The sequence below is a fragment of the Afipia sp. MLSD5-FHT05B12 genome (assembly GCF_058793355.1).
In genome coordinates this window covers 1-15,859 of the sequence record NZ_JBXAFS010000008.1, presented here as the reverse complement: position 1 = coordinate 15,859, position 15,859 = coordinate 1, and the positions used below count along the sequence as shown (strand labels likewise).

At 64.3% G+C, this 15,859-nt stretch carries 11 protein-coding genes and 1 pseudogene; all 12 read left to right on the top strand.

The features are described 5' to 3' along the window. Positions 1 to 101 precede the first annotated feature (101 nt). The 12 genes and pseudogenes from AC1Q6J_RS12555 to AC1Q6J_RS12500 all read left to right on the top strand — a co-directional run bounded on the left by AC1Q6J_RS12555 (position 102) and on the right by AC1Q6J_RS12500 (position 15,156). Positions 102 to 656: a hypothetical protein gene (locus AC1Q6J_RS12555; RefSeq protein ID WP_126280035.1), complete on the top strand. Its 555-nt coding sequence runs from the start codon at positions 102 to 104 to the stop codon at positions 654 to 656. Beyond that, the gene (locus tag AC1Q6J_RS12550) at positions 653 to 1,657 is read left to right on the top strand and encodes an HNH endonuclease (RefSeq protein ID WP_492279611.1); all 1,005 of its coding nucleotides are present in this window, start codon (positions 653 to 655) and stop codon (positions 1,655 to 1,657) included. Before AC1Q6J_RS12555 ends, AC1Q6J_RS12550 begins: the two co-directional genes overlap by 4 nt. Before the next feature lie 5 nt (positions 1,658 to 1,662). Continuing rightward, on the top strand, positions 1,663 to 2,592 hold the full coding sequence (locus AC1Q6J_RS12545; protein ID WP_126280033.1) for a hypothetical protein: 930 nt from the start codon (positions 1,663 to 1,665) through the stop codon (positions 2,590 to 2,592). A gap of 160 nt (positions 2,593 to 2,752) precedes the next feature. Then, positions 2,753 to 3,946: a DUF932 domain-containing protein gene (locus tag AC1Q6J_RS12540; RefSeq protein ID WP_492279610.1), complete on the top strand. Its 1,194-nt coding sequence runs from the start codon at positions 2,753 to 2,755 to the stop codon at positions 3,944 to 3,946. 173 nt (positions 3,947 to 4,119) lie between these two features. Next, positions 4,120 to 6,270, top strand: coding sequence for a ParB/RepB/Spo0J family partition protein (locus AC1Q6J_RS12535; RefSeq protein ID WP_492279609.1), 2,151 nt, complete (start codon positions 4,120 to 4,122; stop codon positions 6,268 to 6,270). 196 nt (positions 6,271 to 6,466) lie between these two features. Next, positions 6,467 to 6,846 (top strand): annotated as a pseudogene (locus AC1Q6J_RS12530) (YkvA family protein). A gap of 156 nt (positions 6,847 to 7,002) precedes the next feature. Next, on the top strand, positions 7,003 to 11,334 hold the full coding sequence (locus AC1Q6J_RS12525; RefSeq protein ID WP_492279608.1) for a strawberry notch-like NTP hydrolase domain-containing protein: 4,332 nt from the start codon (positions 7,003 to 7,005) through the stop codon (positions 11,332 to 11,334). Continuing rightward, entirely contained in the window at positions 11,334 to 12,374 is a 1,041-nt protein-coding gene (locus AC1Q6J_RS12520) for a DUF7146 domain-containing protein (RefSeq protein ID WP_492279607.1), read from the top strand. Before AC1Q6J_RS12525 ends, AC1Q6J_RS12520 begins: the two co-directional genes overlap by 1 nt. Positions 12,375 to 12,685: 311 nt before the next feature. Beyond that, a complete protein-coding gene (locus tag AC1Q6J_RS12515) occupies positions 12,686 to 13,609 on the top strand; it encodes a DUF2493 domain-containing protein (protein ID WP_492279606.1) in 924 nt (307 codons plus the stop codon). A gap of 142 nt (positions 13,610 to 13,751) precedes the next feature. Then, on the top strand, positions 13,752 to 14,204 hold the full coding sequence (locus AC1Q6J_RS12510) for a hypothetical protein (RefSeq protein WP_205665905.1): 453 nt from the start codon (positions 13,752 to 13,754) through the stop codon (positions 14,202 to 14,204). A 201-nt stretch (positions 14,205 to 14,405) separates the two neighbouring features. Beyond that, positions 14,406 to 14,573 carry a hypothetical protein gene (locus tag AC1Q6J_RS12505; protein WP_492279605.1) on the top strand — a complete coding sequence of 56 codons (168 nt, stop codon included), beginning with the start codon at positions 14,406 to 14,408 and terminating at the stop codon, positions 14,571 to 14,573. A 142-nt stretch (positions 14,574 to 14,715) separates the two neighbouring features. Then, positions 14,716 to 15,156: a hypothetical protein gene (locus tag AC1Q6J_RS12500; RefSeq protein ID WP_126280025.1), complete on the top strand. Its 441-nt coding sequence runs from the start codon at positions 14,716 to 14,718 to the stop codon at positions 15,154 to 15,156. The last annotated feature ends 703 nt before the right edge of the window (positions 15,157 to 15,859 follow it).

Sequence of the window (15,859 nt, the reverse complement as noted above, 5' to 3'; positions counted from 1 at the left end):
CGACCGAGAATCGATCGGCGACTCCGGGTGAATTGAGTCTCGCCCCCTCATTGACAGGCCCTTATAACCGTCCATATATGCCCGGTAAAGGATGGCCGGTCATGTTTGCCTATACCCCTGAGAAATTTTCCTCTCTCTATGAGTCTCGTCTCGGTCAGAGGATTTGGGAGTTTCTGACACAGCCAGAGAATGTCGCGCGCCTGGAAACAGCTTCAGGCCTGAGCAAGCCCGCCGTCGAAGGTATCGAGGAACAACTCCTTGAGGAATTCCGCGAGGAAATTCTGGTTGACCGGGTGAAACAGATGGTCGGCCACATGGTGCGCCAGCTCATGGAACAGCAAGGCTGGGTGCTCGACCAGAGCGACGTTAAGGTCCAGTCGGTCCCTTTCAGCAAGGCGGCGCGCTATCGGCGGCCGGAGTGGATCACCTTCCACGCATTCCGTAACACCAGCGACCCGCGCGACGTCGCCATTACTGACCGGCGACAGAATGCACCGCTACCGGCGGATACCCGCTGGACCTATTACGCAACCTTCGCCAGCCCGCTGAAAGCGGCTGTAGCGTTCGGCGTCCGCGACATTCGACAACTGCGTCAGCAGGTCCATTCACACGGCTATCAGCGCGTCCGGATCGAGCGGATGTTGCGGCGCGCATGATCGAGCACAGCGGACAGATGACCGATTTCGACCCTGCCACCATCGCCGCAGCCGATTTCTACGACAAGCACTACGCGGGAGCCGAGCCGATCTTCCTCGAGCCCGGCAAGAAGCTGACGCTCGGAAGCGCGCAGCGTCCTCGGCATTGTCGATTCTGCCGCCAGGATGAGCCGGCCGTGACCTTCAAGGACGAAGCCCACGCGCTGCCGGCGGCCTTCGGTAACACTGGGCTTTTCAGCAGCTATGAGTGCGACACCTGCAATCATCTCTTCGGCGAGGGTATCGAAAATCATCTCGGAAACTGGACCAAGCCCATGCGCACACTCTCGCGCATCAAGGGCCGAAGCGGCGTCCCTACCATCAAGAAGCCAGGCCCCGACAAGGGCTGGCGTGTCGAATATTCCGGTACGGGCTTTCAGCTTCAGGATTATGAAGACGATCCGTTCTTTGAGGTGGACGAGACGGCCAAGCAGCTTCGCTTCGAGCTTCATCGCGACACCTATGTCCCGGTCGCTGCCCTCAAGGGACTGGTCAAGATCGGCCTTACCCTCATCCCCGAGGTCGAGACCCAGCATTTCCGGGAGACCTATGACTGGATCCGCGACACCGACCATTCGCGCAACTTCGTCGCGGAGTTTCCCATCATTCGGACGTTCATCCCCGGTCCGATGCGCAACGACCTCATCGTTCTCATGTTGATGCGGCGGCGCACAGGAATCGACACCGTGCCCTATGCCTTCTTCACCCTGGCCTATGGGAACGAAGTACTTCAGGTTTTCCTACCCTCGATCTCAAAAGACCGCTGCATCGACGGCCGACCTCTGTCGCTCCTGCCCTTTCCAACGCCGGGATCGCCCAATCCGGCTCTCTACGGTCGGCCCAAAGTGAAGGTTGAGAAGCTGACCGCGCGTGAACCCGTAAAGGGCGAGAAGGTCCCTGCGATCTTCGGCTTCGATTCCGTGCAGGAAAAGGCGACCGATCAGACCGACGGCGGAGCCTGATCGAGATGAACGCCCAGCCTTCCGCCGTGACGGCGTCACGCTCTTACTACATCAAGCTCGGCCGGGGCGGCGACTGGGAGGCTGAGAGCCTGCGGGACGGCGTGCTTCGCTTCGGTTATCGCGAAGCGCCTCATGACCTTTGCGTGCGAGGCGATTGGCAGGCCGTGTGGGAGGCCATGAAGCTCGTCCGCGGCGATGCAGGCGCCGCAACCCGCGACGTCAATCAAATCCGTGCCTATTATGAAGCCAACGAGGAGACCATTTTCATCACGTTCGTTGGCGGCCTGCTTTATTGGTGCCGCCCTTCTGGCCCCGTTGAAATCCTTGACGACCGCAGCCACCGCCGCAAAACCATGGACGGGTGGCATAACACCAGCATCGGTGGCAATGTCCTTTCGGCGGACCGGCTTTCGGGCCGGCTGCTGAAAGTCCAGATGTTCCGAGGAACGATCTGCGACGTGCGCGCCGGCGATTATCTGCTTCGAAAGCTGAACGATCAGCTTTCTCCCGAAGTTGCTGCTGCCGAGGAGGCGGAACGCGCACTGATGGCGGCAATCATCGACCTCATGCGCCTGCTCACATGGCAGGACTTCGAGCTTCTCATTGACCTCGCTTTTTCAACAAGCGGCTGGCGCCGCGTCAGCCAGGTCGGACGCACGCAGAAAACGGTCGATCTGGAACTCGTCCTACCTAGCACAGGCGAACGTGCTTTTGTTCAGGTCAAATCCCAAGCAACCGTAGCAGCCCTTCACGAGTATGCGATCCGCCTAACAGAGGCGGAGGCCTATGACCGAATGTTCTTTGTCTGGCACACGGGTGATCTTCCCGAAGACCAACCCGGCCCGGAAGGTGTTTTTCTGCTAGGGCCTCGCAAACTTGCCCGCATGGTGCTCGACGCCGGGCTCTCATCGTGGCTTCGCGAGAAGGTGTCCTGAAGGGGAATGCCTTCCCCTGCGGCCAAGCCACGGTCTCGGCCGACCCCTTCTGCGGGGAAACCCCGCAACGCCCCCCGAGAGTGAGAGTGGGGATCAAAGATCCGTGACGGGTTGAGTGTCGAGAGAGAGGCTCTCGGCGCCTGTCATGGAGATTGATCCCATGAACACGCAGGTTCTCGACGCACGCCGCGACATGCGCGGCGGCTACAAGGTGGATGTCAGCCGCGGCGAGCGGATCGGCCGCGTTTCCTCGGAGTGGTTCTCGCGCCCCGATGACGAGCGCTACCTCTCCCTGTCGGAGCTGGCGGATTCGGTGCGCAGCCGGTCGGAGCGCAGCCGGACCCGCGTGGTGGAAACCGCGCTCATCCATGTCGAGGCGAGCCGGACTGATCCGGAGCGGTTGTCTCTCATCCTGCCGGGCTCGGACACGTCGGTCGCGCCAACGCACTGGAGCTTCGGTCAACTCGCCAGCCAGGTCGGCGCTCCCGCCGCCTATCTGCGCCAGCTCCCGGCCGCACTGGCCGGCATCAATCTGCAATACGGTCTGACCTCGCATCGGGCCGAGCAGATCAAGACGCTCGAAACCGACAATGGCCGGGTCGAACTGCGCGCCGTGACTGGCCCCGACTATGGCCGCATCTACGACCACGAGCTGGTCGAAGCGGTGCAGAGGATCGCTGGCAACGGCACGGGCGACACGCGGTGGAAGGTGCCCGGCGTGCTCGATTGGTCGACCGGCGTCTACAACCCCCGCGTCGACATTACGAAGGACACCACGACGCTCTATGCGTCCGACCGCGATGTGTTCCTCTTCCTCGTCGACGATCTCAACCCCATCGAGGCCGGCCGGCTCCCCGACGGTTCGCCCGACCTCTATTTCCGCGGCTTCTACTGCTGGAATTCCGAAGTCGGCGCGAAGACGCTCGGCATGGCGAGCTTCTATCTCCGCGCGGTCTGCCAGAATCGCAATTTGTGGGGCGTGGAAGATTTCGAGGAGATCACCATCCGCCACAGCAAGTACGCGGCGTCCCGCTTCGCCCACGAAGCGGCTCCGGCGCTGCTGAACTTCGCGAATTCCTCGCCCATGCCGTTCGTCAACGGCATCAAGGCCGCGCGCGAACGGATCGTGGCCAAGTCCGACGAGGACCGCACGGAATTCCTGCGCAAGCGCGGTTTCTCGAAAGCCGAGACCGGCAAGATTATCGAGACCGTCCTGGCCGAGGAAGGTCGCCCGCCGGAGTCGATCTTCGACTTCGTCGCAGGCATCACCGCCGTTGCCCGCGAAAAGACCAATCAGGATGCGCGGCTCGAACTGGAGGGCAAGGCCAAGAAGCTGCTCGACCGCGCCGCCTGATCTCCGTGAAGCCGGAAATGCGGAACTCCGTATCTCCGGCTTTGCATCTTCGTGCTTTCCCGTTCCCCCGCATCCGTTGCGCTGCCCTCCAAGAGTGAGAGGGCGGCGCTTCGCTTCGTGACGGGTTTGGGTTCGAGAGAGAGGCTCTCGGCGCCCGTCGCGGAGTAAGGAACATGGCAACTGCCGTTCAGAAGATTACCCTGTCGTCCTCGCGCGACATTCCCTTCAACAAGCTGGTGCTCAGCCAGTCGAACGTCCGCCGCGTGAAGGCCGGCGTCTCGATCGACGAGCTGGCCGAGTCGATCGCCCGTCGCGGCCTGATCCAGAGCCTTCATGTGCGCCCGGTTCTCGACAGTGAAGGTCAGGAAACCGGCATGTTCGAGGTGCCCGCCGGCGGCCGCCGTTACCGCGCGCTGGAAATGCTCGCCAAGCAGAAACGGCTCAACAAGACCACCCCTGTCCCCTGCGTCGTGTCGGCCGCGAACGCCGGCATCCTCATCGACGAGGTGTCGCTCGCCGAGAACATTGAGCGCGCACCGCTTCATCCGCTCGACCAGTTCCGCGCCTTCCAGGCCATGCGCGACAAGGGCATGACCGAGGAGGCCATCGCCGCAGCCTTCTTTGTCGGCGTCAACGTGGTGAAGCAGCGCCTGCGCCTCGCGTCGGTCTCGCCGACTCTGCTGGACGTCTATGCCGATGACGGCATGACGCTCGAACAGCTCATGGCCTTCAGCGTGTCGCACGACCATGCTCGTCAGGAGCAGGTCTGGGAGACGGTCCGCAATAGCTGGCAGAAGGAGCCGTTTCAGATCCGGCGCATGCTGACCGAAACCACGGTCGGCGCCTCTGACAAGCGCGCGATCTTCGTCGGCATTGACGCCTATGAGGCGGCGGGCGGCACCGTCCTGCGCGATCTGTTCGAGTCCGACGATGGCGGCTGGCTTCAGGACATCGGCCTGTTGGACCGGCTCGTCTCCGAAAAGCTGACGGTGATCGCGGACGAGATCGCCACCCATGGCTGGAAATGGGTCGAAGCCGCCGTCAGCATTCCCTACGGCGTCACCCATGGTCTCCGCGAGATCGAAGGCGTTCCGCTCGACATCACCACGGAGGAGCAGGCCACGCGCGACGCGCTGCAGGCGGAACTCGACCGCCTGACCGCCGAATATGAGGACGCGGACGAGCTTCCGGACGAAGTCGATGCTCGCCTGGGTGAGATCGAAGCGGCCATCGAAGCCCTCGACAACCGTCCCGTCCGCTACGACCCGGACGAGATTGCCGTCGCCGGCGTGTTCGTCAGCATTGATGCCGACGGTTCGCTTTCTGTCGATCGCGGCTACGTCCGCCCCGAAGACGAGCGGCCGGTCGAAACCGTGGATGGCGACACACAGGACGAAGAGGTCGACCCTGACACCGGCGAAATCCGCACGCCTACCATCCAGCGCGCGGTCATCACGATCGGCGGCCAGCCGGTCCAGACCGATGACGAGGACGAGGACGACAGCTTAAAGCCACTGCCCGAACGCCTCGTCATCGAGTTGACCGCCCATCGAACGCTCGCCCTGCGCAATGCGCTGGCGGAAAATCCGCACGTCGCGATGACGATGTTGCTGCACAAGCTCGTCAGCGACACCTTCCGTCATGCCGCGCCGACCGGCTGCCTCGAAGCCAGTGTCCGCCATATCTTCTTCTCGGCCCAATCCGAGGAGTTGAAGGACAGCCCTTCGGCGCAGGCGGTCAACGAGCGCCATGAAGGCTGGGGCGATCATGTTCCTGCCGATGACCAAGCGCTGTGGGACTGGCTGACCCATCTCGATGATGGCACGCGCATGGACCTGTTGGCCCTCTGCGTCAGCTATGGCGTGAACGCGCTCTTCGAGCGGCCGAACCCGCATTCCGGCTCGGGCGTCAGCCAGCACGGCCTCGACGTGCGCCTGGCGCAGGCCGATCGGCTCGCGCGAGCGACCGGGCTCGATATGGTGGCGGCTGGCTGGAAGCCGACGGTCAGCAACTATCTCGGCCGCGTCACCAAGCCCCGCATCCTGGAAGCCGTCCGCGAAGGCGCCGGCGAGCGGGCAGCGCAACTCATCGACCACCTGAAGAAGGGCGATATGGCCAAGGAAGCCGAACGCCTGCTGGCGGAAACCGGCTGGCTGCCCGAGCCCCTGCGTCTTGACGGCGCAGACGGCGACCAGGTTGGCGGACATGCCGGTCAGGACAGCGCCGATGAGGCTCTGCCCGCTTTCCTCACCGATGACTCGGAGGATGACGAGCGCTCCGATGCCGAAGAGGACGAGGAAGTCGTGATGATCCCGGCCGAGTGAGGTTGCCAGCGAGAAGCGGCCGCGGCCGCTTCTCGTATCGCCCGAACGTCAATGTCCATCCGTCGCAACAACCGCCCAATCGTTGCATGCCTGCGGAATACCTTCGCGTCAGAGGCTCCGCTACAATAGGAATCGACATTCCGCGCGGTGGCTGGACAAGATCGCCGAAGAGCACATGGACACTGGATACAAATGAATGTTGCTGACGAAGGCAAAAAAATGGGCGCGCACGGTCAAGCGAGATGTCTTGGCCCTGTGGTTGGCTGCGCGCGACCATAGAACCCCTGCTATGCGAAGGTAATGGCCGGTGCTGTCGCGGCATATGCGCTAAGCCCAATCGACCTAATTCCGGATTTCATTCCCGTGCTCGGCTATCTGGACGATTTGATTATCGTCCCACTCGGTATTCTTCTGGCCGTTAAGCTCATTCCCACCCCATTAATGGACGAATTTCGAGCGGCCGCTTCCCAAAAGAGCCGTCAGTCGAGTTACGGCGGCCTGGTTGCCATCTTGCTCATATGGACACTGGCTGCGACACTATTGGTTTGGTGGCTTTGGCCACAAATAGCATCCTGATCATCTATCGCGCAGCGACACACACCCGGCGTTCCGCCGGTTTTTTTGTTTCTGAGTAGAGAGCCAGAGGTCCGCCGGGACGAGGTGAGTCCGGGCGGTTCGAGAGAGAGCGCCGTTCGGGCTTTCCCGTTTCCGCTCTCTTCGAGGTTTCCCACCATGAACATCCTGTCTTCCGTGTCTGGTTCGCCGGCCGCGCCGCTGCCGCGCGCGTCGGCGTCCACCAATCCCGCCGCAGCCATCCTGTCGGCCGCCAATCTCCTTCTCTCGCATTTCGAGCGCGGTGCCCGGATCGACGCCATGGTTCTGCGCAGCGCCTTGGAAACGGCTTTCGGCGCATCCGATGCCTCCGGTCTCTGGAACTGGAAAACCGCCTATGAAGCGTGCGAGGTCGCGACCGTCCTGTTTCTGCGCAAGTATGGAAAGGCGCTGTTCCGCAAAGCCGCTTCTCCGGATGCACGTCTTTCCGTCCTGACCAGGATCGTCGACCTGCTGCCGACGCACACACGCCGCTCCGAGGAATCGCAGGCGCTCCAGCAATTCTCGACGCCGCTGCCGCTTGGATTGGCCGCGCGCACCGCAGCCGCCATCTCGCCGACCGATCGCGTGCTCGAACCATCCGCCGGCACCGGCCTTCTCGCGATCCTCGCCCAGACGGCCGGCGGCACGCTCATCCTCAACGAGCTGGCCGAGACCCGCGCCGATCTACTCGCCTCTCTCTTTCCGGCACTTCCCGTCACCCGCTTCGACGCCGCCCAGATCGACGATCATCTCGATCGCGCCGCGATCCCGTCCGTCGTGCTGATGAACCCGCCATTCTCGGCGATGGCGCATATCGCCGGCCGCGTCGCCGATGCCGGGTTTCGCCATATCGCGTCGGCGTTGAACCGGCTCGCACCGGGCGGCCGCATGGTGGCGATCACCGGCGCCAATGTCGGACCGGACCTGCCGGACTGGCGCGACGCCTTCGTCCGTCTTCAGGAGCGCGGCACGATCGTCTTCTCCGCCGCCATCGCCGGGGCCGTCTATGCCAGGCATGGCACGAGCTTCCCGACGCGGCTCACCGTCATCGACAAGCGGGCCGCCGACGACCCCGCAAAGTTCCCGGCTTCGCCCGGCATGGCGCCGGACGTCGCCACGCTGCTCGGCTGGATAGGGGTCCATGTCCCTCCGCGCTTGTCGGTCGAACTGCCGGCGGCGATCGCCGCTCCGCTCCCGGCCGCGGCGTCGAGGACGGTGCGCGGCTATCTCGCGCGCGCGGCCACCCCGCGTTCCGTTGCCGTGGCCGCGGATCCCGAGGGGATCGAGCTTGCCTATGAGGCCGTCGACTGGACGCCGCCCGACGGCACGCACCTGACCGAGGCGATCTATGAGGAGTTCGGATTGCAGTCGATCCGCATTCCCGGTGCTCAGCCCCATCCGACCAAGCTGGTGCAGTCCGCCGCCATGGCGAGCGTCGCGCCGCCGAGGCCGAGCTATCGCCCGATGCTGCCAGCGAACATCCACGAGCTTCTGTCCGACGCCCAGCTCGAAACCGTGATCTATGCCGGTGAAGCCCATGGCGAATACCTCGCCGGATCATGGACGGTCGACGAAACCTTCGATCTCGTCCAGGCCGCGCCGGCCGACGCCGCAAACGCCGTCCGCTTCCGCCGCGGCTTCATGCTCGGCGACGGCACCGGCGCCGGCAAGGGCCGCCAATCGGCCGCGATCATTCTCGACAACTGGCTGCGCGGTCACCGCAAGGCAGTCTGGATCTCCAAATCCGACAAGCTGATCGAGGATGCGCAGCGCGATTGGTCCGCGCTCGGCACGGAGCGCCTGCTGGTCACGCCGCTGTCGCGCTTCCCGCAAGGCAAGCCGATCACGCTCGCGGAAGGCGTCCTATTTGCAACCTACGCCACGCTGCGCTCCGACGACCGCGGCGAGAAGGTTTCGCGCGTCCGGCAGATCGTCGAATGGTTGGGCTCCGACTTCGACGGAGTGATCATTTTCGACGAGAGCCACGCGATGCAGAATGCCGGCGGCGGCAAGGGAGAACGGGGTGATGTCGCTCCATCGCAGCAAGGCCGCGCTGGCCTGCGGCTTCAGCACGCTCTGGCGAATGCCCGCATCGTCTATGTCTCCGCGACCGGCGCGACCACCGTCCACAACCTCGCCTATGCCCAACGGCTCGGCCTGTGGGGTGGCGAGGATTTCCCGTTCGCCACGCGGGCCGAGTTCGTCGAAGCCATCGAGGACGGCGGCGTCGCGGCCATGGAAGTGCTCGCACGAGACCTGCGCGCGCTCGGCCTCTACACCGCACGGTCGCTCTCCTACGACGGTGTCGAATATGAATTGGTCGAACATGCGCTAACCGGCGAGCAGCGCCGAATCTACGACGCTTATGCCGGTGCGTTCGCCATCATCCACAATCATCTCGACGCGGCGATGCAGGCGGCCAACATTACCGGCAGCAGCGGCACGCTGAACCGCCAGGCCAAATCCGCCGCCCGTTCCGCCTTCGAATCGGCCAAGCAGCGCTTCTTCGGCCATCTGCTCACCAGCATGAAAACGCCGACGCTGATCGGCTCGATCGATTGCGATCTTGAGGCCGGCCATGCCGCCGTCATCCAGATCGTCTCGACCGGCGAAGCCCTCATGGAGCGTCGTCTCGCCGAGATCCCCACCGAGGAATGGAATGACGTCCGGGTGGATATTACGCCCCGTGAGTACGTACTGTCGTACTTGCAGACCGGTTTCCCGGTGCAGCTCTACGAGCCGTTCACCGACGGCGAAGGCAATCTGTCCTCCCGGCCGGTCTATCGCGACGGTCAGCCCGTCGAGAGCCGCGAAGCCGTGGCCCGGCGTGACGAGCTGATCGAGCGCCTCGCCTCGCTCCCGCCTGTGCCGGGCGCGCTCGACCAGATCGTGCAGCGCTTCGGCACCGACATGGTGGCCGAGGTGACGGGCCGCTCGCGGCGCATCGTTCGCAAGGACGACCGCCTGGCCGTCGAGAACCGCGCGCCTTCGGCGAACCTCGCCGAGACCGCCGCCTTCATGGACGACCTGAAGCGCATCCTCGTGTTCAGCGATGCCGGCGGCACCGGGCGCAGCTACCATGCCGAGGTGTCGGCGCGGAACCAGCGCCTGCGCGTGCATTACCTGCTCGAGCCGGGCTGGAAGGCCGACGCCGCCATCCAGGGACTCGGCCGCACCAATCGGACCAACCAGGCGCAGCCGCCGCTCTTCCGTCCGATCGCAACCGACGTGAAAGCGGAAAAGCGCTTCCTCAGCACGATCGCACGGCGGCTCGATACGCTCGGCGCGATCACGCGCGGGCAACGCCAGACCGGCGGCCAGGGCCTATTCCGACCGGAAGACAATCTGGAATCCTGCTACGCCCGCGACGCGCTGCGACAGCTCTACCTGTTGATCGTGCGCGGCAAGATCGAGGGCTGCTCGCTCGACCGCTTCGAGTCCGCCACCGGCCTGAAGCTGATGGACGACAACGGCATCAAGGACGAGCTGCCGCCGATCACCACCTTCCTGAACCGGTTGCTCGCGCTCACCATCGAGCTTCAAGGCATCCTCTTCGCCGCCTTCGAGCAGCTTCTTGATGCGAAGGTGACAGGCGCCATCGCCAGCGGCGTCTACGACGTCGGGCTGGAGACGCTGACGGCGGAGAGCTTCGTCGTCACCGACCGCACCTCCATCTACACCCATCCAGCAACCGGCGCGCAGACGCGTCTGCTCACCATCACGGAGCGACGGCGCAACCGGCCGATGACGCTGGATGACGCGCTCGCCTACGCCGAGGGCGATGGCGGCAGGCTGCTCGTCAACGGCAAGTCGGGCCACGCTGCCGTACAGGTTCCCGCGCCGTCGCTGATGCTCGACGATGGCGAGATCGAACGCCGCGTGCGGCTGATCCGCCCCATGGAGCATCATCACGCCTCGTTGAAGATGATGGCCGAAAGCCATTGGGAGAACGTCGACCGCGCCACCTTCGTCGCCGCGTGGAATCGCGAAGTCGCCGAGGTGCCCACCTTCTCGGAAAGCACCATCCACATCGTCGCCGGGCTCCTCCTGCCGGTCTGGAAGCGCCTGCCGAACGAGTCGACGCGGGTTTATCGCCTCCAGACCGATGATGGCGAGCGCATCATCGGTCGCCGCGTCTCTCCGGCCTGGGCCGCGAACGCGGCGTCCACGGGTGCAGCAAGCCTTTCGTCCGACGCTGCCTATGCCGCACTGGTCGATGGGCGGACGATCCTCGATCTTGCCGAGGGGCTTCAGCTTCGCCGCGTCCGCGTGATGGGCGCCAACCGTATCGAACTCTCCGGCTTCACCGAGGCCATGCGAGATCGCTTGCGAGCCTATGGCCTGTTCACGGAGATCATCACCTGGAAGCTGCGCTTCTTCGTGCCGGTCGATGCCTCCGGACCATCCGTCATAGGCAAACTGCTCGACACCTATCCGGTCGAGCGCGTCGGCGAACGGGAGGCGGCATAATGGCGCGTCGCGATGCCTCCGATCTCGCATCCCGTCTCGGCCGACAGGCCGAGGCGGTGTGCCGACATTATCTCGGCGCGGGCCGCAGGCAGGGCAACTATTGGCAAGTTGGCGACGTTCGCAACACGCCCGGCCGATCCTTGTTCGTGCGCCTCAAGGACACAGTCAAAGGCCCCGCCGGCAAATGGACCGACGCCGCAACGGGCGAGCATGGCGATTTGCTCGACGTGATCCGTGAATCGCTGGGTCTCATCGACTTCGCCGACGTCGCCGAGGAGGCCCGTCTGTTTCTCAGCCTGCCGCCTCCCGATCCCGAGCCGCAGCCGAAACAGCACAGTCGCACGCTGGCACCATCGGGCTCCGCAGAAGCAGCACGCCGGCTGGTCGCCATTTGCCAGCCGATTGGCGGCACGCTCGTAGAAGCGTATCTGCGCGGTCGCGGAATTGCGGCTTTGCACGGATGCGGAAACCTGCGTTTCCACCCGCGTTGCTACTATCGGCCGGACGAGCACAGCCCGACCGAGACCTGGCCGGCGATGGTCGGCGTCGTCACCGATCTCTCCGACAGGCTCACCGGCGCGCATCGGACCTGGCTCGCCCCGGATGGCTCCGGCAAGGCGCCGATCGACATTCAGCGGAAAGCGATGGGCGACCTTCTTGGGCACGCGGTCCGCTTCGGGCTCTCCGGCGAGGTGTTGGCCGCCGGCGAAGGCATCGAAAGTGTGCTCTCCGTTCGTGAGGTCATGCCAGGCATGTCGGCGGCGGCGGCACTCTCCGCGGCTCACCTCGCCGCCATCCAGTTCCACGACGCGCTGCGCCGGCTCTATGTCGTGCGCGACAACGATCGCGCCGGAGACGGTGCGCGAAACGCGCTGATCGAACGGGCGAACGCGGTCGGGATCGAGGCAATCGCCCTGTCTCCCGTGCTTGGGGACTTCAACGAGGATCTCCGCACATTCGGCCGGGACGCACTGATGGCGCATATCCGGGTGCAGCTCGCCCCCCAGGACGTCGCCCGCTTCATGCTCCCGGCGGCGTAGATCGAGGGCTGAACAGTGGCGGCGCGCGGCTGCCATCATGCTCGCATGGATGCACGATCCTTTGGAGAGAACCGCGCCTCGGCCTTCGAGAGGGCGATCGGCCCACATGCGGTTCGGACAGGCAATGCCTGCGGCCGACTATTTTCCGGCGGCGCGTTCCGCGCCTTTCCATCGCGAAACAAAATAGCCGGCCTTCGGCATCCTCCGCTGTCGCTCCGGCCCGGCGCGCGCGCCGGGTGCAGGTCCGCTCCGCCCGTGGGCTCCGTCGCCATGAAGGCCGCGACGGTCGCGGTCCAGCCAAGGAGCATCCCATGAGCGAGCACGACGACTACGAACCGCACCACGAATCGTCACCCACCGATCACGTCCTCAACGAATTACAGCTCCACGGCTACCGCCCCTTCGCCGACGAGCCCGACCAGCGGCTCCTGCCCGACGGCAATCAGGTCGCGGGCGCGGTTGCCGACATCTTCGACGCCCTGATCTCGACCCTGGAGGACACCCGCCTCGAACCCGACCTCGACGATCTCCTCTGGTCGACCGTCAACGTCTTCCACCGCGCCGCCGAACGGATCGCCCGCGAATTGGACGACAACGAGCAGGCGCAGAAACGCTCGCAGCGGCAACAGGACGGCAGCGAGGTGAAGTCGGTCGAACTCGAGCGCCAGATCGCCGAGGGCAAGACGCTCATCGAACGGCAAAACGCCTTCGAGCTGATGCGCGACCAGGCCGCCGAACACTACGAGCGCCAGATCGGCAAGCCGTGGCTCCCCCGCACAGGCTCAATGGTCAACCATCGCAACCTGACCTCGGCAATGATCGACAGCCGCGACTTCCTCATGGCGAAGAAGCGGGCAGAGCAGGAAGTGCTCCTGCCGGCGGGTCCGAAGATCGTCGTCACCGGCGGGCTCGATTTCAACGACCACCGGCTGATCTGGGCCAAGCTCGATCAGGTGCATGAGAAGCATCCCGACATGGTGCTGGTTCACGGCAAGTCGCCAAAGGGCGCCGAGAAGATCGCCTCGCTCTGGGCAAAGAACCGCAACGTCCCGCAGATTGGCTTCGCACCCGACTGGACGAAGCACGGCAGGGCCGCACCCTTCAAGCGCAACGACGAGATGCTCGACATCGTGCCGAAGGGCGTGATGCACTTCCCCGGCACAGGCATCAACGACAACCTCGCTGACAAGGCGAGGAAGCTCGGCATTCCCGTCTGGAAGTTCGGCGGCGCGTAAGCGCCGCCTGAGCCATCAACCTGTAATGCCTGATTTCCACGGACGCGGTGATCAAGGGCCCGCTTACGTCGCAATGTAAATCAATCCAAAGCAGGCGCAGCAATCGGCTTGGAAAATTTCGATATGTCGGCATCTTGGGCTGATGCCAGAATTAGCGCCATTCCCAGATGTCTTCGCACCGGACATTCCCCTCTCGGAAACCTTCTATCAAAGCGCCTTGGTTAAGCTCGATTCCGCAGCGTGGGCGGCGAAGCAGTCAGCCGATGGGTTGGCTCTTCATTCAATCGCCATCGCCACCGAGTTGCTGCTCAAGTCCCATTTGCTGCGCGCGGCCAGCACGGACGACTGGAACCGTACCCAGATCGGCCACAATCTCGATGTGGCCGCTCGATACGCCGCACGCGCGGGGTTGGTCCTTCCGTCGCGGCTGACGGCGGTCATCGATCAGCTCCATCCCCATTTTCAACGCGGCGGATTTCAGCGGGATGCCTCGCGCACATGGCCGGCGGGGTTTGCGGACGCGGCCTGCGCGATCGTGAATGAGCTGGCTCAAAAGGTCTCCGAGCACGCGCGTCGTGACGCCCACGGCTCCTGAGGCGAAGACGACCACCCCCGCTTATCTGCGCTGATCCTTGGTCCAGCCGATGGCCTGACGCCATCAACCCGCAAGGGGTCGGACTACGCTTGCGCGTGCCGCCGCGCCGGCGTTGCCAGCGCGGTGATTGCGGCCATCGGCCGAACACATCGGGCGCCTGTCAGCGGGGGATGGTCCTCCGCCCCAGCAGGAGCCGGATTGATGTCCTTCCCCGACGCACACGCCTTCGCCTTCAGCCTCGCCACCACGCTGATGGTCGCCATCGTCATCTTCCGGGCCGGCGACGGCACGCTCTCGGTCGTGCCCACGAACGAATACGACGGTGACGATGCAGCTATCATCGGCGAAATCGATCCCTTCGCCTCATGACGAGCCGAAGATCCTGCCTGCGGAAGCGAAGACCTGCATGGTTTTCGCTCCCGCCGACGGTCCTCATTTGCTATGCTCGGCATCGCGCCGCGGTGGTGGTGGAAGGCGCATCCGTCAGAGCTATCCTTTCGGAGACACCACCATGATCATTCTCGGCATCCTCCTTTGCATGGTCGCAATCGGCTTCCTCTGCTGGTTGCTCTTCACGCTCGCTGTGTTCGCGCTTCCGTTCTTCGTCGGCATGACGACCGGCATGTGGGCATTCAACTCTGGCGCCGGCTGGCTCGGCGCCATCCTCGTCGGCGCACTCGCTGCCGGACTGACGTTCGGCGTCGGCCAACTCCTGCTCGGAACCGTTCGCCCGCTCTGGGCGAAATTCGCGATCGCCCTCGTCTTTGTCGCGCCAGCAGCCGTTGCCGGCTATCACGCGACCCACGGCATCGCGAAGCACGTCATGCCGTCAGAGGGATGGCAGATCGCGTTCTCCATCGTTGGCGCCGTTGCGGTTGGGATCGTGTCGTTCGTTCGGATTGCAGGGATGGCGTCCTCCGACCAATCCGGCCCGGGCCATGCGCAGGCTTGAATGTACGCGACACGCCGAACGGCGGGCCAGGCGAACCCCAAGCGCCATCTCGTCATCGAGAAGGACACGGTGCTGACCGGGCGATGCGGTGAATCTGCGAGGCGGTGGCCCAAGTCCGGGCGGCCGGTCACTCTCTAGCTCCAGGCGGCGAACACAGCGGCTCGGCGACCTACCTCGGGTGATGGCGGGGTCATACGTGTTCGGTGTGCGGGATTCGGCGGAAATAGCACAGGCAGGCCCGGGATGAGGATGATGGGCGATCGACACGTTGCGGCTTTTTGAGGTGTGGTTGGTCTCCAGCTTCTCCGCTGCCAATCCGTTCAGCGAGCGCTCCAAACGGCCTCTTCAATGGGCTGATCTGGCCGAAGGACGGCTGACGCCTCGACCGCCTATGCCGCAACAGCTCGTCTCGACTTTCTTCCCCTGCCGGCTGCGCCGCCATTCCTCGCGAGACAAGAAAGTCGTGTCCGCGCCGTCCTCCGCTTTGCTTCGGTCGCAAGCGATGCGGCGTCGGTCGCCTCCGGCCCACCGATCGCCATCGAGGCCGCATGGTGCGGTCTCGGGAACGGAAACGGAGAAATACCATGGCGACCATCGGCACCTTCAAGAAGACCGGCAACAACGAGTTAGGTTACGCGCGAGAAGGTGTCCTTTAGCGCGCTGACTGTTGCGAGTTTTGCACGCAGACGTCCGGGTCAAGCGT

Bases quoted from the DNA above. Each gene is read 5' to 3' on its own strand.
- AC1Q6J_RS12555 (WP_126280035.1), top strand. From the start codon at position 102: ATGTTTGCCTATACCCCTGAGAAATTTTCCTCTCTCTATGAGTCTCGT.
- AC1Q6J_RS12550 (WP_492279611.1), top strand. From the start codon at position 653: ATGATCGAGCACAGCGGACAGATGACCGATTTCGACCCTGCCACCATC.
- AC1Q6J_RS12545 (WP_126280033.1), top strand. From the start codon at position 1,663: ATGAACGCCCAGCCTTCCGCCGTGACGGCGTCACGCTCTTACTACATC.
- AC1Q6J_RS12540 (WP_492279610.1), top strand. From the start codon at position 2,753: ATGAACACGCAGGTTCTCGACGCACGCCGCGACATGCGCGGCGGCTAC.
- AC1Q6J_RS12535 (WP_492279609.1), top strand. From the start codon at position 4,120: ATGGCAACTGCCGTTCAGAAGATTACCCTGTCGTCCTCGCGCGACATT.
- AC1Q6J_RS12525 (WP_492279608.1), top strand. From the start codon at position 7,003: ATGAACATCCTGTCTTCCGTGTCTGGTTCGCCGGCCGCGCCGCTGCCG.
- AC1Q6J_RS12520 (WP_492279607.1), top strand. From the start codon at position 11,334: ATGGCGCGTCGCGATGCCTCCGATCTCGCATCCCGTCTCGGCCGACAG.
- AC1Q6J_RS12515 (WP_492279606.1), top strand. From the start codon at position 12,686: ATGAGCGAGCACGACGACTACGAACCGCACCACGAATCGTCACCCACC.
- AC1Q6J_RS12510 (WP_205665905.1), top strand. From the start codon at position 13,752: ATGCCAGAATTAGCGCCATTCCCAGATGTCTTCGCACCGGACATTCCC.
- AC1Q6J_RS12505 (WP_492279605.1), top strand. From the start codon at position 14,406: ATGTCCTTCCCCGACGCACACGCCTTCGCCTTCAGCCTCGCCACCACG.
- AC1Q6J_RS12500 (WP_126280025.1), top strand. From the start codon at position 14,716: ATGATCATTCTCGGCATCCTCCTTTGCATGGTCGCAATCGGCTTCCTC.